This is a genomic window from Paenibacillus nasutitermitis, from assembly GCF_014641075.1.
Taxonomy (GTDB): domain Bacteria; phylum Bacillota; class Bacilli; order Paenibacillales; family Paenibacillaceae; genus Paenibacillus_Z; species Paenibacillus_Z nasutitermitis.
The window spans coordinates 1,019,022-1,043,684 of the sequence record NZ_BMHP01000001.1 but is presented as its reverse complement, the minus strand read 5'-3'; the positions used below and the strand labels follow the sequence as shown (position 1 = coordinate 1,043,684).

The window sequence follows — 24,663 nt, the reverse complement described above, 5'->3', positions numbered from 1 at the left end:
GTCCGAAAAGCACGCTGTCAGTTAGTATTAATTACCACAAAATGGATAAAACAAACGACCTATTGAGGTGAAACATGATTTGGGTTAGCGACAAATAAAAAGCGTAACGACAGCCGCAAGAGTTCATCCTTGCCATCGTTACGCTTTATTTTATTGAATGCTGTCCACCTTGCCTATTCCTGCGTTTCTTTCAGAGCCCCATCACGCAAATACAGAACCCGGTCGCATAGATGCAGCACCCTCTCATCATGGGTCACCATGACAGCTGCTCTGCCTTCCGCTTTGACTTCGTCGGCAATCATTTTCACCACATCCTGTCCCCGGGAAGCATCAAGACTCGCCGTCGGCTCGTCGGCAAACAGCAGAGCCGGCTTGTTCATCCATGCGCGGGCAATCGCCACGCGCTGCTTCTCACCTCCGGACAGCTTGTCCGGATAGTAGGAAAGCCGATGCCGCAGGCCCATCCGGTCAAGCAATTCCAGCGACCGTTTAGATGATGCAGCCGGGCTCCGGTGTCCAAGCTTCGCTACAAGCTGCAGCTGCTCTTTCACTTTGAGATAAGGAATCAGATTGGCGCTTTGAAAAATAAATCCGATTTTGCTCAGCCGAAGCTCCGCAAGTTCAAGCTCGCTCATTCCGAAAAGCGGCACGCCATCGATAATGACCTCACCGGCTGTTGGACTGAGCAGCGCGCCTGCAATCGAAAGAAACGTGCTTTTGCCCGAGCCTGAAGGACCCATAACGGCAACCAGTTCCCCCTCATCGACTTTCAGCGACAGCTTGTTCAACACTGTCAGTTCCGAATCCCCGTCGTGAAACGTCCGGGATACCTCATTCATGATCAGCTTTGCACTCATCCGGCAGTCCTCCCTATCGCATCCAAAGCGTCGGTTCTGGCAATTTTGAAGACAGACAGCAGCGATCCGATCAGCGACATTGCGATAAACAATGTGCAGGTGAGGATGAGCGTCGAGCTGTCAAGCTGGAACGGCATGGAAGCTGGAAGTACCGCATACACAACGCGAATCAGCAGTAGACTGATGGCAAGGCTGCCGATTGACAGGAGCAGCACCTGTCCCATGACGCTTCGCGCAAGGTAACCCGTTCTTGCGCCAATCGCCTTCAGAATGCCGAATTGGCTTGTTTTCTGAATCGTAATGACATAGAAGAAGACAGCAAGCACCATGGCCGAGATGACGAACAGGAACACAATCATCATGAGCAGCGATCCTTGTTCCTCCTTGTACCCCGGAACTGCGGACACAGCCTCGGATTTGGAGATGACCTCGGCATCCGGCAGCTTATCCTTCAACAGATCTACCTGGCCTTTGTCCGTCTTGACGGCAATTGCATTGTAGGTATTTGCACCAGGATCCTTGCCATTCACGGTTGCAAGCTTCTGAAGCTTGAGCCAGTCCTGTTCATTCATAAATAGGCTTGGCGTATGACTGAACGATTCATTGTTTACAAAGCCGCTTACCGTCCACTGGCTGCCGGTCATGGTGTCCTCAAGCACCGTTCCGATCCGGACGCCGGAATCTTCCAGCTTGCGGTCGACAAGGATTTGACCGTCGGATGTATTCGAGATTTCCTTCCCTTTGACTGTTTCAGGGGCAAGCCATCCTTCCATATCTACCGCAAAAAGCGTTACATCGGTTTTGACGGATTCTCCTTTTTCCGTAATGGACGTCATTCTAAGATTTAACGGAGCCGCATTGGCTTCGCCAACAACGGATCGGACATTATTTAAATGATCTTCGGACAGCAGCGAGCGCGTAAACCGCCGGTCCGCATCCTTTTGAACGACAAAATGGTCTGCTGCCATATTCTTGACCGTCGATGCATTCGCATAAGCCAGTCCCCTTGCCAGGCCGGTAACGAAAAGCACCAGAAAAGATACAAGCAGCATAATGGTAATAATCAGCATATAGCGGGTTTTGGCAAACCTCATTTCTCTTAATGCCAGATACATCTTCTCATCCCTCCTGTTTCTAAGATCCAGTGTAGGAATCGAAAATGAACGGCGTGTGAATACCAAATTACAATTGGGGGAGCTTAACGGTAACTGTGGTTCCTTGACCCTGTTTGCTGGCCAATTCGATCTGCCCGCCATGCATATGAACAATTTTCTGCACAATGGAAAGACCGAGGCCCGATCCGCCGGTCGAGCGTTCACGCGAGTGGTCCGCTCTGTAGAATCTGTCGAACAGAAAAGGCAGCTCGACGTCGGGAATGCCCTGTCCGGTATCGGAAATGGCAACTTCGATTTGACCCCCGGTCAGCTTCGCGCTGACCCTGATCGTCCCTTCGTCCGGCGTGTATTTCACGGCATTTGCAAGCAGGTTCATCCAGACCTGGGAAAGCAAATCCTCGTCCGCCTTAATAACCAGATCATCCGGCACGGACAAGCCCAGCGCCAGCTTCTTCTCCGCCAGCTGCCATTCCAGCACCTGAACCACCTGGCGGATATGCGGCTTTAGACGGAATGAGGCGATGTTCATGCCATCCACGCTCTGCTCCAGCGAGGACAATGTCAGCAGCTGTCTGCCGAGCCGTGAGAGATGCCCGCTCTCTTCAGCTATTACAGCCGCGTAGCGGATTCGTTCCTCCGCGCTTAGCTCCGGATTGGACAACGTCTGGGCAAAGCCGTGGATCGAAGTCAGCGGGGACTGGATCTCATGCGATACATCAGCGACAAACTGCCGCCGAGCCTGCTCGACCCGCTCCAGCTCTTTGCCCATCATCGTGAAATGCACGCCCAACTGCCCAATCTCGTCGCGCCGGTTTTTCGGCAGAGTCAAATTGTAATGTCCCTGGGCTATTTTTTTGGTCGCCTCGCTAAGCTTTGTTATCGGCTTCACGAGATATCTGGTGCTGATCAGAAAAAACAATAGGCTGAACACGACCGTAAGTCCGCCCACCAGAGCAAAAAAGATGCGCAGCTCGCCAAACTGCAGCATGGTATCCGGCCTCAGGAACAACGCATACGACTTGCCATCCAATTGTAAGGGAATGCCTACCGTATTGCTTAGACTATTTTCAAAAAAGCCGGTAACGAAGGGTTTATTGGGGAAAGAAGCCACCCCATGGTACACATCTCCTCCAAGCACCAGCCGGACGTTCTCCGGCAGCAGATCGTGCTCCCGGAATTCGTTGCCATAGAAGCGGTCAATGCCGCTTCCATCCGTTAAATAAATTTCATAACCCAACTCCGCAGCGCTCTGCAGATAGGAGTCCGCTAAATCGGGATGCTCCGATGCAAAGTTTCTTGTTTCCCCGGCTATACGGATCAGCTTCTCATCATTAAAAGCCTTAAGCTTTGTGTGATAATACAGATTGGATGCCAAAAAACCAAGCAGACTGCTGACCGCGACCGTCGCGATCGTGATGAACAGCACACGGTAATATAACGATTTCATTAGGTAGCCACCTCAACCTTATAGCCGATCCCTCTCACGGTCTGGATCGTAAAGTCTTCCCGGTAATCGGCAAAACGCTCGCGCAGCCGCTTGATATGAACGTCAACCGTCCGGCTATCCCCCATATAATCCGCACCCCATACCAGAGTTATAAGCTCTTCCCGCGAGAACAGACGTCCCGGATACTGCGCCAGTTGTGCGAGCAGCTCAAATTCCTTCAGCGGCAGCAGCAGAACCGTATCGCCGGCGATGATCTCGTAGTTGATGATATCGATAATCACGCCGCCCAGCCGGATTCTGTCGCTTGAGACGCGGGAATAACGCCGGAATAACGCCTTTATCCGAAACAGTAGCTCCATCGGCTCGAACGGCTTCGTAATGTAATCGTCCGTACCGCGTAAATATCCTTGTTCCTTATCCTTCAGCTGCTCCCTCGCCGTCAGCATAATAATCGGAATATCGTAGTGCTGGCGGATTTGCTCGCACAGCTCCAGTCCATCCAGCTTGGGCATCATAATATCTATAATAGCCAAATCCACAGGATTCTCCGCAAGCAGACTCAACGCTTCCAGTCCGTCCCGCGCTTCCAGCACATGATACCCTTCACCTGTCATAACAAGCCTCAGCAAGGAGCGGATATTGCTGTCGTCATCTGCGATCAATAAATGTTTTGCCATGATTCTCCTCCATTGCTGCCATTCCTGCCTGAACTGTCAACCTGTTATTATGATAGTATACTTGCCCGCCGGACACAATTTCATCTAAGAACTGCGAGGTCATTGAACATCATGACGAACTGAAAGGGTTAGCCAATCAAAAAAAATCCCATCCTGATTAAGGAGGGATTCCCGCTGTATAATATGTTTATTCCTTCATCGAAGGATCAAAATCCGCTACGATCAGTATATCCATATGGCGGGCGGTACGGAGCAGATAATGAACGACTGTTTCCTTAAACAGCGTGTACCACAGCGGTCTGCGGGATTGCCCGATTATGAGCTGCGTGGCGTGGACTTCGTTCATCCTTTGCAGCAGCGTCCTGCGCATTCTTTTACGGCTGTCCGCTGCGGCTACCTGCATGTTCCCGCCCAGCCGTTCGCATAATTGGCGCAGCGTATCGAGCCGCTTCTGTTCTTCCTCCGTCATCACCGCACCAAAATGCACATAATGCACATGCCATTCTGCCTTCAGACGGTGGGCAATCCGAAACCCGCGCCGGATCAGACGCTCAGAGCGGCTGCCCGTGTCCACGCAGACGAAGATCACCTCGCGTCTGCGCCAATGCCCCCGCAGTGAGGTATTGCGGTCCCATGCCTCCAGCCGTTCATCCACATCGTCTGCGATTTCACGCAGAGCCAGTTCCCGCAGGGCGATTAGATTGCCGATTTTAAAAAAAGAGCCCAGCGCCTGATCTACCTTCTCCAGCGCATAGATTTTCCCGTCCCGCATCCGTGTCTGCAGCATTTGGGGGGTGACGTCGATGAGCTCGACCTCGTCCGCCATCTTCAAAATGGCATCCGGCACGGTCTCCCTGACACGCACGCCGGTCAGCTGCAGAACGGCGTCGTTCAAGCTTTCCAGATGCTGAACATTCACAGTGGAAATAACGGAAATCCCGCTTTCCAGCAGCCGGATGACATCCTCGTATCTTTTCTTGAACGGGCTGCCGGGCACATTCGTATGCGCCAATTCGTCGACCAGCACCACTTCAGGATGAACCGAGATGATCGTCTCCGTGTCCATCTCCTCCAGCTGCGCTGCCTGATAGCTGGTCTTCGCGCGTGGAATAACCGGCAGCTCGCCCACCTGGTCTGCCGTATCCTTCCGTCCGTGGGTCTCAAGCAGGCCGATGACAACATCGATGCCCTTGCTGCGGAGAATATTACCTTCCTGCAGCATTTTATAAGTCTTGCCGACTCCCGGGGCAGCGCCAATGTACACCTTTAAAGTCCCGCGCCGGATCGTCTCGATTTTCTCCTCGATTTCCCGCGAGCTGAGCCGGCGGAACGTTCTTCCAGCCATATTGGGCTTGACAGGCAGAATGCGCTCGCCCTCATGCTCCGCGCGGTCTGCCATGAGAAATACATCGATGTTCCTGGTCCTTCTCAGTACTCTGTTCACAATCGAGCCCTGCCACCGCTCCTGCCAGCGGTTTTTCTTGGAATGGCCCATGACGATCCGGGTCACATTGTGCTGTCTGGCATAACGCACAAGCACGGAAGGAAGCTTTCGCAGATGCGGCAGAGGCAGTTCCTCGAATTTAGCCCCGACCTTCTCCACCAGCTTCTGGATGGAAAGCTTGAACGCCTGCTGATTCCGGTTCAGCTTCTGCCTGGGCAGCACAAACGTAACGACCACCAGATCCCCGTTCAGCCGTTTTGCAACTTGCTGTCCTCTGCGAACATAGAGCGAGCCGTTCCAGTGATACTGCGCGGAGACAAGAATCCGTTCCGCCGCCCCGGAGGGTCCTATAAGACCCTGCTCCTCCCGGTGCTTCTCCAACGATTCATTGACGCCTTCGGCCATCAGTCGGAGCGCAATCTCGCGGAGCACGCCGAGATTGCCGCGGCGGGACAGAGCCGGATGCATACTCTCTCCCAATACCCCTTCATCAATCCGCTTCAGTATCGTTTCTGGCGAAGCATCGATCAACCGGACTTCGTCAGCCAATTCAAGCGTATTCGAGGGCACGGTTTCTTCGGCCTTGATGCCTGTCAGCTTGAAGACAAACTCGTCTTCACCCGCAAGCTCATAGACATTAATCGTGGTAATAATGCTGATGCCGTGGTCCATCAGATACTGAATATCCTCGAGCCTGGTCTTGAAGCGGGCTTCTTCACGGTTGCGGTGGGCGAGACCGTCGACGAGCAGAACCTCCGGATTCCGGGCAAGCAGGACGTCCAGCGGCAGGTCCTTCTGCTCCTTGCCGTCCCGCTGCCAATGTATGCTTGGCACGCGTTCCAGATCCTGCGCCTGCTGGACGGTTTCCGACCGCTGCATCGTCGATACCGCACAAATAACTACATCGATCCCTTCCTGCTTCAGAAGCTTGCCTTCCCGAAGCATATGATAGGTTTTGCCGGATCCGCTGACAGCGCCGATAATGATCTTCAAGCGTCCCCGGTGCAATCTGGAGATTGATTGCAGAATCTCTTCCGGCGTCTTGCGTCTGAACTGTGTCACGTATCCGCCCCCTCCCGCTGCCCCGTCCGTGGAACGCCTATCGGACTGGGTACGGTTTAATGATTATTTCTTCAGCTCCGACAAAGCCAGATTGAGCTTCAGCACGTTGATCCGCTTATCGCCGAATATGCCCAAGTCCCGGTCAATCGTATGCTCATTGACCAAGGACTCAAGTTCCTGAGCGGAAATGCCGGTCAGCTTGCTGATTCTGGGAATCTGAACCAGGGCTGATTGCGGGGTAATATCGGGATCGAGACCCGAACCCGAGTTGGTCACCAGGGCAAGCGGCAGCTGCGCAAGCGGCACATCCGGGTTATCTTTTTGCCACTGCTCGTTCGAAGCCTTCATCCGCGCCAGCATATCCGGATTGGATGGAGCATAGTTATTGGATCCTGAAGCCTCCGCTTTATATTCAATACTGGATACGCGTCCTTGAAAATAGCTCAAATCCGTAAAGTTCTGGCCGATTAATTCGGAGCCGACTACATGACCGTCTTTATCCTTCAGCAGACTCCCGTTCGCCTGGGCGGGAAACAACAGCTGCGCAAGCCCCGTGCTGACAAGCGGATACACAATTCCGCAAAGCACGATGAACAGCACGCCGGCCCGCAGGGCAATCAGAAAAACCGATCCTCCGGACTGATTGTCATTCCCGTTATCCGTAAGTGGTACACTCATGGTACGATTCCTTCTTTCTATTTGAGTTTGTAACCTGGCCCCGTTCGTCAGATCCACACATGAACGATCCAATCAATCAATTTTATACCAATAAACGGAGCAATTATTCCGCCCAATCCATAGATGAACAGGTTGCGGCTGAGAAGCCGCGAAGCGCTCATCGGGCGATAAGCGACGCCTTTCATGGCCAGCGGGATGAGCAGCGGGATGATGATCGCATTGAAGATCAAGGCCGACAATACCGCTGACAGCGGAGAACCCAGCCGCATCACGTTCAAAGCATCCATCTCCGGAATGGCCAGCATGAACATTGCCGGAATGATAGCGAAATATTTGGCAACGTCATTGGCAATGCTGAACGTAGTCAATGCTCCGCGGGTCATCAGCAGCTGCTTCCCGATTGCCACCACTTCAATAATCTTCGAAGGGTCGGAGTCGAGATCGACCATATTCGCCGCTTCCTTGGCGGCTGTCGTGCCGCTGTTCATCGCAAGACCGACATCCGCCTGCGCAAGTGCGGGCGCGTCATTCGTGCCGTCTCCTGTCATGGCAACCAGCTTGCCTTCGGCCTGCTCCCGGCGGATAACGGCAATCTTGTCTTCGGGCGTGCTCTCCGCGATGAAATCGTCGACGCCCGCTTCCCTGGCAATCGTAGCCGCCGTCAGGGGGTTATCACCCGTACACATGATCGTCCTGATGCCCATGGCCCGAAGCTGCTCGAAGCGTTCCCGCATACCGGGCTTCACGGTATCCTTCAAATAAATCAATCCGAAGATTTCTTTGTCAACTGCTACTGCCAGCGGCGTGCCGCCCGCAGAGGAAATGCGGTCAGCCTGCTTACTCAGATCCGCCGGAATAACACCACCCTGGGCAAGCACCCATTTGCGGATCGCGTCGACCGCTCCTTTGCGCACGTTGCGGCCATCCTTCAGATCGATACCGCTCATCCGGGTTTCCGCTTTGAATTCCACAAAGCTTCCGCCTTCGCCAAGCGAAGCATCATACTTTTTATCGTTCTTCTTCATCCATTCCAGTACGGAACGGCCTTCCGGCGTTTCATCCTGTACTGAGGCGATTGCCGCCCAGGCGGCCGTATCGTTCACATTCGTCTCGCCCACCGGGACGATTTCGCTGGCCATCCGGTTACCGAAAGTGATAGTCCCTGTTTTATCCAAAATCATCGTATTTATGTCGCCGGCGGCTTCCACCGCTTTGCCGGACATCGCCAGAATATTAAACTGCGTGACCCGATCCATACCGGCGATGCCGATCGCCGATAACAGTCCCCCGATTGTCGTCGGTATGAGGCAGACGAGCAAAGCGATGAGAACCGGAATTTCCAGATCGACATTCACATAGGAAGCAATGGGCCCTAGCGTTACGACGACAATAAGAAAAATAAGCGTCAAGCTGATCAGCAGCGTATTCAAGGCAATTTCATTCGGCGTTTTCTGCCGCTTCGCCCCCTCGACCAGCGCGATCATCCGGTCGATGAACGTTTCGCCGGGATCGCTTGTAATCCGTACGTTGATGCGGTCGCTGACAACCCTAGTTCCGCCGGTAACGGAGTTGAAGTCGCCGCCGGCCTCCTTGATGACAGGTGCAGATTCGCCTGTAATCGCCGATTCATCAACAGATGCGAGACCCTCGATGACTTCGCCGTCACCGGGAATCATCTCCCCTTGCGAGACAATAACGATATCCCCTTTGCGAAGCTCGGTGGAGGGGACGATTTTGATGCCGCCGCTTACAACCTTGTTGGCCATAATTTCCTGCTTGGTTTTCTTAAGCGAATCCGCCTGCGCCTTGCCCCGCCCCTCAGCCAAAGCCTCTGCGAAGTTGGCGAACAGCACGGTAAACAGCAGGATCACAAACACCGTCAAATTGAAGCCGATGCGATCCCTTGATTCAAAATATCCCGGGAATATCGTCATCAGCAGCACAATGACGGTGCCGATTTCAACGACAAACATGACAGGATTCTTGATCATGACTGCAGGATTCAGCTTGATTACGCTGGCTTTTAGCGCTTGGGCGACAAGATCGCCAGAAAACATACTTTTATTACGATTTCCATTCATTCTCGGCTCACCCCATTTCCTTCTAACGAATTGTCAAATACTCGGCGATCGGTCCCATGACGATAACTGGCAGGAAGGTCAGAGCGCCGATCAGAACCACAGTCCCGATCAATAAGAACGTAAACAGCGCATTGTCCGTGCGGAACGTTCCGATCGTCTCCGGCACCCATTGCTTGCGGGTCAGCGACCCGGCAACGGCCAGCATCGCAATCATCGAAATATACCTTCCGAAGAACATGACAAGGCCAGTGGAAATATTCCAGAACGGCGTATTATCTGCAAGTCCTTCAAATCCCGAACCGTTATTAGCCGCGGAAGAGGTGTATTCGTACAGGACCTGTGAAATGCCGTGGAAGCCTGGATTCGAAATTGCCCCTTTTCCGAGATCGGTAAGAAAGGCTACGGCCGTCGGTACCAGAATAATAAACGGATGCACCAGAATAGCGATCGCGATCAGCTTCATTTCCCTTGGCTCAATTTTACGGCCGAGAAACTCTGGCGTTCGCCCGACCATCAGGCCGCAGATAAACACGGCAAGAATGGCATACATCAGCATATTGACCAGCCCGACGCCTTTGCCCCCGAACACGACGTTAAGCATCATCTCCCCAAGCGGTACAAGACCGCCAAGAGGTGTAAGCGTATCGTGCATATTATTGACTGTTCCTGTTGTCGCCGCTGTTGTAACTGTCGTAAATAAGGCAGACTGTGCAATCCCGAAGCGTACCTCCTTACCTTCCATACTGCCCTGTGAGGTATCGATCCCAAGCCCGTTCAGCACCGGATTGCCGCTTTTTTCAGCCGTATAGGCGACAGTGAGGAATACAAGGAACAGGATCATCATGGATGAGAAAATAACCCAGCCCTGCTTGCGGCTTTTTGCAAATCTAACGTACATAAATGGAAGTGCAGCAGGTATCGACCACATCGACAAAATCTCGATAACATTTGTAAGCGGCCTTGGATTCTCGAATGGATGCGCCGAGTTGGCGCCTAAGAACCCGCCTCCGTTGGTGCCCAAATGCTTGATCGATTCCAATGAAGCAATAGGCCCGATTGCGATCTGCTGGGTCACACCTTCAAGCGTAACGACGGACAAGGCTGGACCGAGCGTTTGCGGCACCTGCAGCGCAACCAGCACCAGCGTGACGATAACCGCCAACGGGAAGAAAATCCGTGTGTGCGCTTTGACGAAGTCCTCGAAGAAGTTTCCTATCGTCTTGCCTTTTCTTGTGATGCCTCTTACAAAAGCGACTGCAACCGAGAAGCCGGTCGCCGCCGATGTGAACATCATCATCATGATGACCGCCATTTGCGAGAAATACGTCAGCCCCGTTTCACCGCTATAATGCTGAAGATTCGTATTGGTCATGAAGCTGACGATAGTATTCAGTACGAGCGTTGGCTCCATATTGCCGATTCCGTTTGGATTTGCCGGCAAGCCGCTTTGCACTCTCAGCAGCACGTAGCTGATCGCTACAAGTACGAAGTTGATGGTGACAAAGCTGATGGCGTACTTCTTCCAGCTCATCCCTGCCCTGTTCTTGAGTCCCATGATCATATAAATCACTTTTTCCACCGGACCGAACACCTTGTCTGTGCGATTAGGTTCATTCGAGAATACAAGATACAAATAATTCCCGAGCGGTTTGGCAATCAGCATCAGAATGCCGATCACAATCACAATTTGCAATATATCCATAGCCGTTCCTCCTTGGGGCTTAATCGACTCTAAACGTCCGCTGAAAAAATCTGGCTGCTCATGCAAAAACGTCATTCACCGGTCTATATTTCATTTAATATTTCTCCGGATGCAGCAGGGCATACACCAGGTAGATCAGCAACGCACCTGTAAAAATCAATACTACCGTCATGAGCGTTCTCCCTCCGACTCATCGATCGACTTGCCGCACCAGATCATAAATCCAGCGATAAGAAGGAAGCATACAAACAAAGTCAAAGTCATCCAAACATCCAGCATATCAGCACTCCCTTTATGGTTGATCATTCAAACGGCTGAGCAAGAACCCGACTTCTCCGGATTGCATGCGCACAATACAGGCAGCGATAACAGCAGCCGTACGAATTTCCTCCCGCTTCGGTCGATGCTGCCACCATTATTAGCTGTTGTTCCATACGTTTCTCCTCCAGATTCACAGGAAGAAGGCAACAAAAAAGAAGCCTTAGGAAAAGAGTAACCTTTACCTGCGGCTTCTTTGACCAAGACATTGTCCTGATCGCTCGCGATAAGTGTTGCCTCTCCCGTACGCTTACGAGGTTAGCTGTCGGATTCGGGCATGAGAGTCGCCCTACGCCCGGCATTTTGGAATGCCGGATGATTCACCCCGTGACCGTAGCATTCGTCCCACTGGACGAGGACAGTCGTTGGTTCCCCCGTTACTGCAGCTGCTGCGCAATATTCAGCGAATGAAACAAATTCAATGTTTTATACAAAAATCTATACAACAAAAAACCGCAGAGGCACGTGACGCTCTGCGGTCGAATTTAATCGATCACTTCGTTCACCATTCCTCTCTCCACCTGCGCTTACGAGGTTAGCTGTCGGATTCGGGCGGTGAGAGTCGCCCTACATTGCATGAGTTTCATGACACTCACACAACGATTCACCCCTGCGCTGCCAGTGTCCGACTCTCACATCGGAATCCGGCAGCGCTTCTATGGTTCCCCCGCTTTCCGCCCGAGGGCGGAAACTCAGCGATCAAAAAATGGATATATGTTGCTTAGCACGATATGAATCATACTCCCCACTCATACGGTGTGTAAAGCATGTCCAGAACACAAATCCGCATAAAAAACATCATTGCGCCTCTTTTTAAGCGCTTCCAAGTAGTCATTAATCCTCCATCCCCCTTCTAGCGCAGTCTTTCGTCCGTTTTCTAAATCTCTGCAAATACAGAAATCAACAGTACTACGGGCTTGGAGCAGAGCAGAAGATACATGGAGAGGGAACGAGGAATTACGCAAAATGACTGGTTTTAGCCACTTATATTCACTGTAAATGAAAAATATGGGGTTATGGCGTGTTTATCAGGCTGCGGTTCATTTTACAGAATAATAGGAACGGAATATGATAAATGGCAAGCCTGATCACGGCTATCATTTATTCGTTGAATGCTTCCAAAGGAAGCAGCGGGGGAACCATGTGAACGACTGGAAAATCTTTCATTCAAGGGGTGAAGCCGGATGCTTAACGGCTCTGGCAGGGCGGCTCTCTCGTCCGAATCCGACAGCTAACCTCGTAAACGAAAAAAAGGGAGAGAATTTAAAAATGTCTGTTCAAACCGTTGACCCCCTGTCTGAACCGGAACTCCGCTTACAGATTGTTCAAATCAAAAGGATGGAACTGTTTGTTGTGGCCCTCAATGACAACAAATGGATCCGCTATCAGGTCATCCTGTTCCTGACTGCAAACACCGGTCAAGCATGGAGCGATATGGTGCTCGAAAATTGGCAAAAGCCTGCGGACTGGATTACATGGTCCAGCCGTTTCCGGGACATCCTGGGTTCCACGGAGCCCTGCAATCCCGGTTTGTTACTGAAGTATTACCATGAAGAAACCTTGCAAAGCGTACTGGTCTCTACCGCCCTAGAGCAGTTGAAAATCAATCCCGGATATAATCTGTCAGCGATAAAATCCGTATTGTTTGACCGTGCTTCTTCTTATATTAGTTTGTTCTAGAATCCAACCCACTATTTACAATTGTAGTTGAAGCCCGGAGAGTTTTATTGCTCTTTGGGCTTGTATTCTACACCCTAAAGTCAGAAGATTCTTTCAAGGAAATCTCCGTGCGGACTATCCCAAATGATATGTCCTTCATCCAATTCAATAACTTCAAACCCTGCCAACTCACGTGAATCGCATTCGATGGCGCCTGAGCTTCCAACAACAATAATATTCCGCAACTCCTCCCCCGCGCCCCGCAGGGACAAAGCCGTTCGATAGGGATAGATTTCGCCAAGCGTCGAATAAATCGCATTGATTAACCGGTCGCCCTTTGGTTTGCCCATCAAGTTCATGATAAGCGAGCCCCGGGAGCCAAGCTTTTCATTGGTCAGCTTCATAAACTCCAGCGAAGTCAGATGCGTAGGTGTGCCCTTCCGGGTGAAGGCATCCACAATGATGTAATCCAGCCTGCCTGCCTCTTCCTTCCCGAGCAGGTGCCTCCCGTCCCCAATCTCAACATTATCTGCCCGGTAATCAAAATAACGCCTGCTTAACTCCACGACATTCCCGTCGATTTCTGCTACTTTAAACCGTTTGTCGGGGTAATGGCTGGCGATGGTGCCGATTCCGTGCCCGATCATGAATACATTCTCAAATGACGGACGGTTGCATTCCATTACATGTATGATTGCTCTTGGATATTCAAGCACGATACGCCCGGGATTATTCAGGTCGACAGCGCCCTGGACGGCCTGGTCCGAAAACTGGAGAAAGCGGAATTTTCCAGTCTCTCCAAACAGCTGGGCTGCTTCATAGACGACGATCTCCTGAAATCCGCCGGATTCCTTGTCCAACTGATGCATATAAACGCTTCCTTGTTAGTCTGACATTATCCCTAGCTCACTCTCGTCGCTCTGTATACGGCACTATCCCTAATGTCGGATAATGTCAACTTTAAATCTGATCCTGTTATATCAGGTTAAATATAACTATGATATCTTGTTCTTGCAACACCTGAATGAAGAACGGAAAATGCACATTAAGGAGAGAAAAGATGAATAAATCAGAGGTTGAAAAGTACGCCACCCCTTACAAATTGGGACGCCCGGTTCTTACGGGATCTGGCATGAAGGGCCGTTTCGACAGCCTTGCCGTGGATGTTCCTTTCGTTTTTTTTCATCGCGGCCGCTTCTATATGACCTATGTAGGCTTTGACGGAGATGGTTATCAAACCGCTCTAGCCGTCAGTGACAACCTGCTGGACTGGTCCTTTCAAGGTGTCATTCTGGGGCGCGAAGACTCGGATCGCTGGGACCGGATCGGAGCGGCCGGGACATGGATTCTCAAACAATCCAATGATCTGTATGAGCTGCCTCAGCTTAAGAAAATTAATGACCGCTATTGGATGGTCTATCATTCTTACCCTTCCCCTGGCTATGAAGAAGGAGCAGCCGAAATCGGGCTGGCCTGGTGCGAGGATGAGAATTTGCTGGAATGGCATAAACTTGCGGAACCTGTATTCACCTGGAAGGATGGTGACGATTGGGAGAAAGGCGGTCTGTACAAAGCTTGCCTGATCGAACATGAAGACAAGTTTTATCTCTTCTATAATGCCAAGAACCTGACTCATGGGGCATGGGCCGAACAGACCGGAGCAGCCGTCTCACAAAATCTGCTGGAATGGACCAGGTTTGACCATAACCCTATTCTCCAGATATCGGTACGCCAGTGGGACAGTAAATTTGTCTCCGATCCTTACATTTGCCGGGATGGCGATCTTTGGTTGAATTTCTATTTCGGATTTGATGGCGTTCATGCCCAGGAAGGGCTTGCTTTCTCCGCGGATCTCCTTCATTGGCGCAAGCATGACAGGCCCATACTAGAGTCCGGCTATATCGGATCCCTGGACGAGATCCATGCCCACAAGGCCAGCATCCTCTATTATAACGATGTTCTGTATCATTTCTATACGGCTGTCCGGCCTTACCAGGATGGTGACAGGACGGGAAAAGAATTGCATTCCTTCCGTACCATTACCGTCGCCACCTCCAAGCCGGTGGAATAAGCTCCGGCTTGCCCGATATCGTACCGCCCGACTTCCGTGCTCCAGCAAGGACAAACCTTGCTGGAGTTTTTTTAAGCCCCTTCCTCCCCGCTCCAGTGAGGCAAAACCTTCCTGTAGCGAAAATCCAGCATCATCGTCTTGCACCGTTCTTTTCGCCACTCCATAAAATCAATTTCACAGTGTAAGTCCCGGCAATCACGAGAACGCGTGTATAAAACTACCACGGAATAATTAAGCGGGTCGTGAAAACAATCGGGAGTGCTTCTTAGGTCATAGAAAACGATCGTTACAAGGGCTTTTTCTGCTATAATAAGAATAAAATTAGTAGATATAACCGCAGATTTGCAGGAATGATGGATGCGTGAATAAAGCGGTTGCAGGGAGATATTGAATGGGAAAGACAAACTGGCGGGTTTCCTATCGGAATTGGAATCTGGACAAGAAGCTGATTCTGATGTATACCTTGATGATTCTGTTGCCTATGCTCGTCGTGACCTTCCTCGGATTTCAGCGATACAACGAGAACATGAAGGATAAAGTCAGTGAGTTCAGTCTGGAGCTGCTTAATCAGCTCGGGAAAAATCTCGATAACTATTTGAACGAAGTGGAACGAATCTCTCTCTCCTTCTCCATGGATGCGGGAGTGCAGCAAGCGCTGCTGCCGGAGACGAACGACTCTCCTGCCAACCGGTTCAACGACAAGAAGCTTATCGACAAAGCGTTGATGAACATCGTGCTTGTTCCGTTCAAAGATGTGATTGGAACTTATTTGTTCAAGCCCAGCGGAGAAATATTCTCGCGGTACAGTTCGAACCGTCAGGCGGATTACAGCCAGTTCCAGCAGGAGCGGTGGTATCGGGAGGCGTTGACGGCAGACGGGAAGGGGATCTATCTCCCGACATATGCGCTGCAAAGCATCGACGGCAGAGAAGAGCTCGCCTTCACTTTCCTCCGGAGCATGATCAATATCCCGAAGAACCAATCGGCCGGCGTCTTCCGTATTGATCTAAACTTGAATAGCCTCAGCTCAATATTCTCCAATGTGCTTGGTGATACCAAACAGGAGTTGTACATCGTCGATCAGCAGGGCAACATCGTTTATGACCGGAATAGAATCAAAATTACGGAAAAATTCCCCTTGCCTTTGGACAAGGAGTTTGACAGCTTCATCTTTCGGGCGGACGGCAAAGAAACGATGGTCAATTACATCACGACCCAAGTGTCCGGCTGGAAAATCGCCAACGTTATTCCCGTAAGTGAACTCACCCATAATATCGAGATTTTACGAAATCTGTTATGGACGTTAACGATAGTCGCCCTCATCTTATCGATCGGACTCTCCGTATTCCTGACCCGAAGGCTGCTGCTGCCGCTTAAGAAGATGAAATCCCTGATGAACAAAGTCGAAGACGGAGACTATACGGTTCAATTCAAGGTGCAATCCAGTGATGAGATCGGCAGGCTGGCGACCAGCTTCAATATTATGGTGAAAAGGATCAACGAGTTGGTCCACAACGTATTCGCCATCCGGATTCTCAAGCGGGAAGCAGATTTCAAAGTATTGCAGAGCAAGATCAATCCTCATTTTCTGTATAACACATTGGAGTCCATCAGCATGAAGGCCGAGCTTGACCACAACTACGAGGTGGCTGACATGATTTCGCGGCTGGGCCGTCTGTTCCGAATGACGATTAATTACAACCGCGAATTGATTCGCGTATCCAAAGAAGTGGAATATATAGAGAATTATATCCAGTTGCAGAGAATTCGTTTCCCCGAGATGTCCTTCATTCTGGATATCAAGCAGGAGGTCCTCTCCTCGTTGATGCTGCCCTGGATCATTCAGCCGCTGGTGGAAAATGCTCTGATTCACGGTCTTGCTCCGCTGAACAATGAAGGCTGGATTCGCATCGAAGCGTCAAAATTGAACGAAGATTTGTATATCCGCATTATCGATAACGGTGTCGGAATCGAAGAAGGCAAGCGCAGAGATATTCAATCACACCTTCTGACGGATGCGAACAAAGAAGATGATGAAATTCATATCGGCTTGAAAAATATATACGACCGAATCCGGCACTATTATGGCGAAGGGTATGGTCTCACCGTGCAGAGCGAACCGGGTCAGGGTACTACGGTCGAGATCCGAATGAAATATATGACGGATGCGAGCACCAGCATTGCCTATCAAGATGAATATTGATGGAACTGGAGAACGAGATATGTTAAAAATGGGGTATAGCAAGGACTTCCCTCTAAACAGTACTAGAGAAGAGATGAGACGAATGAAAAGTATGTTCATGGTCTTATTGACGGCGATTCTCGGAATGATGACAGTACTGAGCGGTTGCAATGCTTCCCAGGAGCAAACTCCGACAGTAGAACCCCTACCGGTCATCGAGCTGAGAGTGGCCGGGTACAAATCCGGCTCCGAAATCGGAGCCATTCCTGAATTGAACGAACGGTTCATGAAGGAAAACCCGAATATCAAAGTGATCTATGACGGCATGCCGGGAGTGCAATTCAGCAAGCAGCTCCGAAACCAGTTCGCAATGAACGAAGCTCCCGATGTCATTATGCTTCATCCAGGTTTGGACGAGGTGGGGGGTTATTCCAAGGCCGGCTTTATTCGGGATCTTAGCGATGAGCCCTGGATTTCCAAGTTCACTCCGTGGGCGATTGAAGGCGTCTCCATTGACGGCAAAGTGTACGGAACCCCAAACGAAATGGTCGTGCTCGGAGTTTACTACAATAAGGAGCTATTCAAGAAACATTCTTTGCGAATACCTACGAACTGGGACGAGTTTGTCGAAGTCTGCGCTAAGCTGAAGAGCAGCGGGCTTACGCCGATTTCGATCGGCAACAACGACGGCTGGATGACGCTTGCCGCATTGTACGCGATGGGCGCCTCGTTGATCAAGGACCCCGATTTCGACAAGAAACTCAATGCGCGTCAGATTAAATTCAACGGAACCTGGAACGAAATGGTGCAGATGTGGTATGACCTGGAGGACAAAGGCTATTTGACTCCGAACAGCACGGAGGTAAGCATGGATCAAGCTCAGAAGTACTTTATGGACGGAAAGGCCGGCATGCTTATTAACGGAAGCTGGGCATTGCCCGGTTTAATGAAGAGCAATCCCGATCTTGAACTTGGTATGTTCGCTCTGCCGGCCAATCCGCCGGGCGAGAGAACCGTCGTGACTGCGGCTGTCGGAACGACATGGACGATTAGCAGCAAGACGAAACAATTGGAGGCCGCGAGGAAGTATCTGGCGTTCTGGTCGACAGGGCAGACGCTACGACAATGGGCTATAAGTCAGGCATCATTCCTGACTCTGAACAACGTGGAAAGCGGAGCACTTGCAGAATTGCACGAAATTTCCCGTTCGCTTGAGACAGGATCAACGCGTGAATTTCTATCGAATCGGTGGGAGACGAGCGGATTTTATGTTACGGAAGAAATGATGGAGTCTGCCCAAGGCGTTTATTTGAAGGCGCTGACCATCGAACAGATGCTAACGAACATGGACAACACTTGGGACAATTATAACCAGCAGGAGGGAAATTCCAGTGCCGACGATAATGGTTATTGACGATGAAGTCATCATTCGCAAAGGAATTGTGTCCATCATCCGGCGGCTGGCTCCGAGCTGGGAAATCTGTGAATGCACAAACGCTCAGAGCGCAATAGAGCAGTTAGCTGTGGATGAGCCTGATCTCATGCTGATCGATATCAATATGCCCGGGATGGACGGGTTGGAGCTGGCCCATTATTTAAAGATGAAGTATCCTGATATTCTGAAGATCATTCTTACCGGACATGATAAATTTTCTTACGTACAGAACGCGTTGCGGGCTGAGGTTCTGGATTACTTACTGAAGCCGATTATTCGCGAAGAACTGTTGAAAGCTCTGGAGAAAGCAGAACATTTGATCGCAGAACGTATGGTAACAGCGCAGCAGGAGGCGGCCGCAAGACGACAAAAACTGCAGCAAAGCCTGGAATGGCTGTTATGCGGTGTGGACGTGCCGGAAGATGAGCTAAAACAGCTTCTGGCCGGAAACGGATGGAGCTTCAATGGGACAGAGCTCTCCCTGCTGCTCTTGATCGGAGAAGCTGACGGCTTCGCCATCCAAGAGGAAAAGCTGCTGCATCTTGTAGCGGATTACAAAACGCTCTTCATGGATGTGGAGGATGCCTTTGCTTTCTTCGCAGACTCCCAGCATTTCTTTCTGATCAGTTCGGGAACGTCTCTTCCTGCAGAGCGGATAAAAGGATGGTGGTTGGAGGCTTGGCTCCCGGGGGAGCCGGACTCTTACTCTTTGTTAGAGTTCAGGCTGGCTCCGATTGCGGCAGTTAGTTCTTCTTTCTCTTCATGGAGCGAATTGCCCGGAATCTATGGGAAGATGATTCAAGAAACGTATCGCTCGGTCAACGCGCAGAAGCAGCTTCATTCGATTTACAGGGACAACGATTGGAACGAGCAGCAGAAAAGGTTTCGAATCGCATTGGAAATGAACGATTCCGAGGGCGTCAGCAAATTTCTGGAGGAAAGTGTAGCGGAAATTAAGCGCCACGCACAAACTTCCCCCTCCATCGTGCTGTCCCAAATGTTCCGCTTTATGCTGCTCGAGTTAATGCCCCTGCTGAATAAGACCGAATCCAGGTTCAGCCTGGCGCTGCGGCAGACGCTTGCTCACATGCTTGCCAGCCTTTCATCGCCAGGCTCGTCCCTTCATCTGATGTCCATTCTTCATGAATTCGAGAACGAGATTCGAATGATGACCTCCACCCAGACGGATAGCCTGGAGAAGAATAAAGTCATAAAGGTTATCAAAGAGTATATCGGGAAAAACTACAGCGACCAGTCCCTCAAGCTTGAAGCGCTATCAAAGATTGTGCATATGAACGCCAACTATTTAAGCGATTTGTTTAAAGAGGTTACCGGTGAAAATTATTTGGCCTATCTTACCTCCGTCCGGATGAATCATGCCAAGAAGCTGCTTCGGGAAACTCACCTGAAGACTTACGAAATCGGAGATCAGATCGGTTATTCCTCAGCCAAATATTTCTGCAAATTATTTCGTCAGCAGTTCGGAATGACACCTACCGATTACCGCAACCGTGCTGACCATGTCACGGATCCGGATGCGGAATATTAATAATGAAACTTACCGCTCTGGCGTTATTTTAATCGCGATTAACCAGCATCACGAATTTACGTCCTTTTCGTCCCGCTATTATGCGCCTCTTTTATTGAAAGCGCTTAACCCCAATTGTGTCGAATCCGGCAAAAACAGGTCCAAATTTCCAGATCCCCTCTTTTTTACATGTATATTTTTCCGCTCACTGCAGGTTCGATATCTACTGGAGAAAGTGGTATAAAAATGGATTTTATGTAATAGGAAAGCCTTTTCATTTCCTCTATAGTAGATTTGCAGTCAAAAATATACTTGAGGGGATCGAGAAAATGAGAACAAAAAAGTTGTCGCTTCTTAGCTTGGCCGCACTGCTTATGCTCATGATTGTATTAGCCGGCTGCGGAGGATCCAATGATCCGGGGGGATCGAATAAGCCTTCCGAACCCGCGTCTGAACCCGCACCATCGGACTCGCAATCCAATACGAATACTGATTCCGGACCCAAAATCGCAGGAGAGCTTGAGATTCAATACTGCGTTGGCGGTTACGGAGACGCTTGGCAGAAGTCGACCATCGCACAGTTCAAGGAAAAATATCCAGATGTAACGATCAAAGAATCTGCAGGACCTAAAATCAACGATCAAATGAAACCTCGTTGGATTCAAGGCGATCCGCCGGATCTCGTGTTTATCGATTGTGCTGGCGGACTTGATGTTCCAACGGCTATTAAAGACGGACAACTGATGGATATTACCGAATGGTTTAAAACCGCCGAGAATGTGGACGGCGAATTAATCTCCAGCTTGTTGATTACGCAGCCCCAGGTTTTTGATGGCAAATCGTATACGATTCCCAATGTATTCGGATCATGGGGAACTTTCTATGATGCGGCTCTATTCAAGAAAAACAACTGGGCAGTACCGACCGATTTCGACAGCTTCCTGGCTGTTAGCGAACAGATTAAAGCGGCAGGCATCACGCCTTATATTCACACTGGCGTATACACGGGATATTTTATGGGAGGATTCTTCTTCCCGGCAGCCGTATCAGCTAACGGAGACGATCCTTCTGTCCTGCAAGACATTGCTGATATGAAGGAAGGCGTATTCAAGAGCGAACCCGTCATGAAGGCATTGCAGCAGGTCGTCACGATGCGTGATAAAGGCTTCATTGATAAAGCTTCCATTGCACTCAACCATACCGATTCGCAGATTCAATTCGTGCAGCACAAAGACGCTTTTATCCCGAATGGATTATGGGTTGAGAATGAAATGAAGAAAGATACGCCTGAAGGCTTTGAATTCGCAATGATTCCTTCGATTGGCCAAGCACCGGGCGGAAAATATATTGCTAATCCTTATTCCACTGTGCTTGCTGTCGCCAGCAAAGCCAAAAATCCGGAAGCTGCCAAAGCGTTCATTCAATTCATGTACACCAAGAAAGCGGCTATAGAATGGGCCGAATTAACGGGATCCCTGATGAATTTCAAAGTCGATCTCGCCGGCACGAAAGCAAGCCCATTATCCATTAGTGCAAGCAAGTACTATAGCGATCCGAATCTCGTTGTTCTTCCTAATTTCACCAACAATGCAGATTTGAACAAGGAAATGGAAAATGCCATGATTGCCTTGACAGACAACAAACTTACGCCAGAAGAGTGGGCGGACCGTGTAGAGAAAGCTGCCGCGAAGTTGCGCGCGAAAAATTAGAAGTTTGAAACGTCTGCGCTGTCTTCTGACAGCGCAGACATCTCTCTATTCCGACAAACAGTGAAATAAATCAAATGAAGAAGGGTAAACTATGACAGCTAAACGGAAACGCACCCTATTTATTGCCTCTTTTATTTTGCCGACCTTCATACTCTATTGCATCTTCACTGTATATCCGATTTTTAAGGCGCTACAGATCAGTCTCTTCGATTGGTCCGGCTCCTCTGAAAATATGGATTACATCGGGCTCGGAAATTTCCGTGAGATGTTCTCAGATCCGATCATATACAAGGCGATAGTCAACGATTATTTTCTCATATTTTGGAAAATAGTTGGAATTATGTTGTTGGCTACTTTATTTGCCGTGGCCCTTACACGCTTCAGGATGAAAGGGGAAAAATTTTTCAGAGCCGTTTTCTTTTTCCCGAACGTGCTCTCCATTGTCGTCATCGCCGTGCTGTGGCGGTTCATTTACAATCCGTCCTTTGGTCTGCTGAACAATATCCTATCTATTATTCTGAACAGAAAAGTGGAAATTCCCTGGTTGGGCGATACCCAATACTCCCTGTGGGCACTGCTGCCCCCGGCAATCTGGGCGGGTATCGGCTTCTTTATGATTCTGTTGATTGCAGCCATCAAGAGCATCCCCTTGTCGCTATACGAATCAGCCGAAATAGACGGCGCTAAGCAATGGAAACAATTTAAGCATATTACCTTGCCGCTGATCTGGGAGCAGATCAAAGTTTCCATTGTCCTCATCGTCATAACATCATTGAATGGCTCTTTTGCCATTGTCAGTGTTATGACTGAAGGAGGCCCGGATAATTCCACTCAAGTACTGGGCTATTATTTGTATCAGATGGGATTTAAACAATTCCATATGGGATACGCATCCGCTGTCGGCGTTCTCATACTGGTCCTTTCCCTGTTGACAACCGTTATTTTGCAGAAATTGCTGAAAAAAGAAACGTATGAAGTCTCATAAAAGGGGGCAATCCGATTGAAACATAAAGTGATTAGCCCTCCGGTTCGGTGGGTGTTCCGATTTCTTCTGCTGCTTTGGACCTTTTTCGCCATATATCCGCTTATATTCTCCGTTTTCCAGTCATTAAAGGATAACGAGCAATTTTTCACCGGGAAATCCTGGGAGCTTCCGGATCTTCCGCTCCTTTGGTCCAACTTTTCTTATACCTGGGAAAAATATCACTTCGGTTCCTATTTCATTAATACAACCATTATTACGGCAGGAAGTATTGTGCTAACTCTTATTCTGACTTCTACGACTGCCTATATATTGGCCAGATTCTCATTCAGAGGAAGCGGCTTTCTGTATTACATCTATCTGGCTGGCATGACGATTCCTTCAATGATGATCGTCGTTCCCATGTTCTTCTTATTCAACGACCTGCATTTGAACAATTCCTACAGCGGACTTATCTTGTTATACTCCATTACAGCGTTTCCGCTTGGTTTACTCGTCTTAATGGGTTTTTTCAAGTCACTGCCTCGTGAACTGGAAGAATCGGCCGTGATCGATGGAGCTTCGTTGTACGGCGTGTTTTTCAAAGTTATGCTTCCGCTGGCCATGCCGGGATTGGTTACCATCAGTATCATTAATTTATTGAATTTCTGGAATGAATACCAGTATGCCTTGATTCTAATGAATGATGCTCTGAAATATACCCTTCCTGTCGGGCTCGCCTTTATGCAAGGTGAGATGCAATATCGGATCGAGTTTGGTCCCCTATTTGCCGGTTTGTTGATTTCGACAATTCCGGTGCTGATCATCTATATCATTTTCCAGAACCGGATTAATGATGGCATCGTTGCCGGAGCGGTTAAATAGGAAAAGGAATTAAAATAAGCCTCCTGGATTGCCTGTCGGCATTCTGGAGGCTTAATTTAATTGGTTTACGTATGGATTGTTTGCTCCGGATTCATTTCACTTTCTCCAGTCAAATGAGGGCTTCTCTGCTTGTTATCCATTATAAGCTTGCTGCAGAAGCGCAATGTCGATTTTATCCATTTGAAGCATAGCCTGCATAACTCTTGCCGAGCGCTCGGGATCTTGATCCTGAAGCAGCCGGCCCAGTGCTTGGGGAATGATCTGCCATGACAGCCCGTATTGGTCAGTCAGCCAACCGCATCTTCCTGCCGCGCCTCCCTCGGAAAGCTTCGCCCACAATTCATCAACTTCCTGCTGCGTTTCGCAGTTAACAAACAATGATATGGCCGGCGTGAAGGAATAATGCGGGCCGCCGTTCAGAGCCATGAACTGCTGTCCCTCAAGCTGGAAGGTTGCGGAAATTACAGAATCTCCGTTACGGGATACGCCTATTATCTTAGAATCATTGAAAATGGAAATATAAAAATTCATTGCCTCCTCCGCCTTGTCATTAAACCATAAGAACGTGGTGATTTTCTGCATACTCCCATACTCCTTTTTAAATCGATTGGATTATCTCTCGTTTTCCTGGTACGGTAATTGTAACATAGAGGAGATACCCTCGTTTCTTACAGATTGCTGTATTCTGTCATGCCAAAGTCCAGCGGCATCCATTGGTACGATTCCATAACCTTAATCCCTGTCTGCCTGTTATTGCTGCTGACCGCAACTTGCCAATTCTACAATCTTGATCGGAATGGGGAATACAGAATTATACAACTCTAACCTTCTTTACGGTGGAGAAAGACCCTG

Annotated in this window: 19 protein-coding genes and 3 riboswitches; of the genes, 8 read left to right on the top strand and 11 right to left on the bottom strand. The window is 49.7% G+C overall.

The genetic code is table 11. From position 1 onward, the window contains the following. Positions 1 to 173: 173 nt before the first annotated feature. From IEY46_RS04300 to kdpF, 9 genes are all read right to left on the bottom strand, one after another. Positions 174 to 857, bottom strand: coding sequence for an ABC transporter ATP-binding protein (locus tag IEY46_RS04300; RefSeq protein ID WP_188989455.1), 684 nt, complete (start codon positions 855 to 857; stop codon positions 174 to 176). Then, positions 854 to 1,972, bottom strand: a complete 1,119-nt coding sequence (locus IEY46_RS04295) for an ABC transporter permease (protein ID WP_188989453.1) — start codon at positions 1,970 to 1,972, stop codon at positions 854 to 856. The genes IEY46_RS04300 and IEY46_RS04295 overlap by 4 nt, the downstream gene beginning before the upstream one ends. 67 nt (positions 1,973 to 2,039) lie before the next feature. Next, the gene (locus IEY46_RS04290; protein WP_188989450.1) at positions 2,040 to 3,419 is read right to left on the bottom strand and encodes a sensor histidine kinase; all 1,380 of its coding nucleotides are present in this window, start codon (positions 3,417 to 3,419) and stop codon (positions 2,040 to 2,042) included. Continuing rightward, entirely contained in the window at positions 3,419 to 4,096 is a 678-nt protein-coding gene (locus tag IEY46_RS04285) for a response regulator transcription factor (protein ID WP_188989448.1), read from the bottom strand. Before IEY46_RS04285 ends, IEY46_RS04290 begins: the two co-directional genes overlap by 1 nt. Positions 4,097 to 4,283: 187 nt before the next feature. Beyond that, positions 4,284 to 6,602, bottom strand: coding sequence for a histidine kinase (locus IEY46_RS04280; RefSeq protein ID WP_188989446.1), 2,319 nt, complete (start codon positions 6,600 to 6,602; stop codon positions 4,284 to 4,286). A 63-nt stretch (positions 6,603 to 6,665) separates the two neighbouring features. Beyond that, positions 6,666 to 7,280: a potassium-transporting ATPase subunit KdpC gene (kdpC, locus tag IEY46_RS04275; protein WP_188989444.1), complete on the bottom strand. Its 615-nt coding sequence runs from the start codon at positions 7,278 to 7,280 to the stop codon at positions 6,666 to 6,668. 47 nt (positions 7,281 to 7,327) lie between these two features. Continuing rightward, a complete protein-coding gene (gene kdpB, locus IEY46_RS04270) occupies positions 7,328 to 9,361 on the bottom strand; it encodes a potassium-transporting ATPase subunit KdpB (RefSeq protein ID WP_188989442.1) in 2,034 nt (677 codons plus the stop codon). 22 nt (positions 9,362 to 9,383) lie between these two features. Further along, positions 9,384 to 11,063 carry a potassium-transporting ATPase subunit KdpA gene (gene kdpA, locus IEY46_RS04265; RefSeq protein WP_188989440.1) on the bottom strand — a complete coding sequence of 560 codons (1,680 nt, stop codon included), beginning with the start codon at positions 11,061 to 11,063 and terminating at the stop codon, positions 9,384 to 9,386. A 94-nt stretch (positions 11,064 to 11,157) separates the two neighbouring features. Beyond that, a complete protein-coding gene (gene kdpF, locus IEY46_RS37000; protein WP_188991665.1) occupies positions 11,158 to 11,235 on the bottom strand; it encodes a K(+)-transporting ATPase subunit F in 78 nt (25 codons plus the stop codon). Between the two features lie 378 nt (positions 11,236 to 11,613). Continuing rightward, positions 11,614 to 11,797, bottom strand: a riboswitch (cyclic di-AMP (ydaO/yuaA leader). A gap of 93 nt (positions 11,798 to 11,890) precedes the next feature. Beyond that, positions 11,891 to 12,089, bottom strand: a riboswitch (cyclic di-AMP (ydaO/yuaA leader). Between the two features lie 388 nt (positions 12,090 to 12,477). Continuing rightward, a riboswitch (cyclic di-AMP (ydaO/yuaA leader) is annotated at positions 12,478 to 12,642 on the top strand. An 8-nt stretch (positions 12,643 to 12,650) separates the two neighbouring features. Here kdpF and IEY46_RS04255 point away from each other — a divergent pair. Continuing rightward, positions 12,651 to 13,061, top strand: a complete 411-nt coding sequence (locus IEY46_RS04255) for a hypothetical protein (RefSeq protein WP_188989438.1) — start codon at positions 12,651 to 12,653, stop codon at positions 13,059 to 13,061. Positions 13,062 to 13,141: 80 nt separating this feature from the next. Here IEY46_RS04255 and IEY46_RS04250 read toward each other — a convergent pair whose 3' ends face one another. Next, positions 13,142 to 13,909: a spermidine synthase gene (locus tag IEY46_RS04250; RefSeq protein ID WP_188989437.1), complete on the bottom strand. Its 768-nt coding sequence runs from the start codon at positions 13,907 to 13,909 to the stop codon at positions 13,142 to 13,144. A gap of 191 nt (positions 13,910 to 14,100) precedes the next feature. Between IEY46_RS04250 and IEY46_RS04245 the strand changes: the two genes are divergently transcribed. The 7 genes from IEY46_RS04245 to IEY46_RS04215 all read left to right on the top strand — a co-directional run bounded on the left by IEY46_RS04245 (position 14,101) and on the right by IEY46_RS04215 (position 23,811). Next, on the top strand, positions 14,101 to 15,111 hold the full coding sequence (locus tag IEY46_RS04245; protein ID WP_188989435.1) for a glycoside hydrolase family protein: 1,011 nt from the start codon (positions 14,101 to 14,103) through the stop codon (positions 15,109 to 15,111). Between the two features lie 391 nt (positions 15,112 to 15,502). Beyond that, entirely contained in the window at positions 15,503 to 17,314 is a 1,812-nt protein-coding gene (locus tag IEY46_RS04240; RefSeq protein WP_188989433.1) for a cache domain-containing sensor histidine kinase, read from the top strand. 82 nt (positions 17,315 to 17,396) lie between these two features. Continuing rightward, complete coding sequence (locus tag IEY46_RS04235; RefSeq protein WP_188989431.1) at positions 17,397 to 18,707, top strand: ABC transporter substrate-binding protein; 1,311 nt, start codon at positions 17,397 to 17,399, stop codon at positions 18,705 to 18,707. Then, the gene (locus IEY46_RS04230) at positions 18,685 to 20,277 is read left to right on the top strand and encodes a response regulator transcription factor (protein WP_188989429.1); all 1,593 of its coding nucleotides are present in this window, start codon (positions 18,685 to 18,687) and stop codon (positions 20,275 to 20,277) included. The genes IEY46_RS04235 and IEY46_RS04230 overlap by 23 nt, the downstream gene beginning before the upstream one ends. 308 nt (positions 20,278 to 20,585) lie before the next feature. Next, complete coding sequence (locus tag IEY46_RS04225; RefSeq protein ID WP_188989427.1) at positions 20,586 to 21,965, top strand: ABC transporter substrate-binding protein; 1,380 nt, start codon at positions 20,586 to 20,588, stop codon at positions 21,963 to 21,965. A gap of 91 nt (positions 21,966 to 22,056) precedes the next feature. Then, complete coding sequence (locus tag IEY46_RS04220; RefSeq protein ID WP_188989426.1) at positions 22,057 to 22,950, top strand: carbohydrate ABC transporter permease; 894 nt, start codon at positions 22,057 to 22,059, stop codon at positions 22,948 to 22,950. Positions 22,951 to 22,965: 15 nt separating this feature from the next. Beyond that, on the top strand, positions 22,966 to 23,811 hold the full coding sequence (locus tag IEY46_RS04215) for a carbohydrate ABC transporter permease (RefSeq protein ID WP_188989424.1): 846 nt from the start codon (positions 22,966 to 22,968) through the stop codon (positions 23,809 to 23,811). A gap of 132 nt (positions 23,812 to 23,943) precedes the next feature. Here the strand turns inward: IEY46_RS04215 and IEY46_RS04210 are convergent, their stop codons facing one another. After that, positions 23,944 to 24,393 (bottom strand): VOC family protein, encoded by a 450-nt coding sequence (locus IEY46_RS04210; protein ID WP_188989422.1) that lies wholly within the window; start codon positions 24,391 to 24,393, stop codon positions 23,944 to 23,946. Between the last annotated feature and the right edge of the window lie 270 nt (positions 24,394 to 24,663).

What these genes read in the sequence shown, in the direction of transcription:
- IEY46_RS04300 (WP_188989455.1), bottom strand. Translation starts at nt 857, where the DNA reads ATGAGTGCAAAGCTGATCATGAATGAGGTATCCCGGACGTTTCACGAC.
- IEY46_RS04295 (WP_188989453.1), bottom strand. Translation starts at nt 1,972, where the DNA reads ATGTATCTGGCATTAAGAGAAATGAGGTTTGCCAAAACCCGCTATATG.
- IEY46_RS04290 (WP_188989450.1), bottom strand. Translation starts at nt 3,419, where the DNA reads ATGAAATCGTTATATTACCGTGTGCTGTTCATCACGATCGCGACGGTC.
- IEY46_RS04285 (WP_188989448.1), bottom strand. Translation starts at nt 4,096, where the DNA reads ATGGCAAAACATTTATTGATCGCAGATGACGACAGCAATATCCGCTCC.
- kdpC (WP_188989444.1), bottom strand. Translation starts at nt 7,280, where the DNA reads ATGAGTGTACCACTTACGGATAACGGGAATGACAATCAGTCCGGAGGA.
- kdpB (WP_188989442.1), bottom strand. Translation starts at nt 9,361, where the DNA reads ATGAATGGAAATCGTAATAAAAGTATGTTTTCTGGCGATCTTGTCGCC.
- kdpA (WP_188989440.1), bottom strand. Translation starts at nt 11,063, where the DNA reads ATGGATATATTGCAAATTGTGATTGTGATCGGCATTCTGATGCTGATT.
- kdpF (WP_188991665.1), bottom strand. Translation starts at nt 11,235, where the DNA reads ATGACGGTAGTATTGATTTTTACAGGTGCGTTGCTGATCTACCTGGTG.
- IEY46_RS04255 (WP_188989438.1), top strand. Translation starts at nt 12,651, where the DNA reads ATGTCTGTTCAAACCGTTGACCCCCTGTCTGAACCGGAACTCCGCTTA.
- IEY46_RS04250 (WP_188989437.1), bottom strand. Translation starts at nt 13,909, where the DNA reads ATGCATCAGTTGGACAAGGAATCCGGCGGATTTCAGGAGATCGTCGTC.
- IEY46_RS04245 (WP_188989435.1), top strand. Translation starts at nt 14,101, where the DNA reads ATGAATAAATCAGAGGTTGAAAAGTACGCCACCCCTTACAAATTGGGA.
- IEY46_RS04240 (WP_188989433.1), top strand. Translation starts at nt 15,503, where the DNA reads ATGGGAAAGACAAACTGGCGGGTTTCCTATCGGAATTGGAATCTGGAC.
- IEY46_RS04235 (WP_188989431.1), top strand. Translation starts at nt 17,397, where the DNA reads ATGAAAAGTATGTTCATGGTCTTATTGACGGCGATTCTCGGAATGATG.
- IEY46_RS04225 (WP_188989427.1), top strand. Translation starts at nt 20,586, where the DNA reads ATGAGAACAAAAAAGTTGTCGCTTCTTAGCTTGGCCGCACTGCTTATG.
- IEY46_RS04220 (WP_188989426.1), top strand. Translation starts at nt 22,057, where the DNA reads ATGACAGCTAAACGGAAACGCACCCTATTTATTGCCTCTTTTATTTTG.
- IEY46_RS04210 (WP_188989422.1), bottom strand. Translation starts at nt 24,393, where the DNA reads ATGCAGAAAATCACCACGTTCTTATGGTTTAATGACAAGGCGGAGGAG.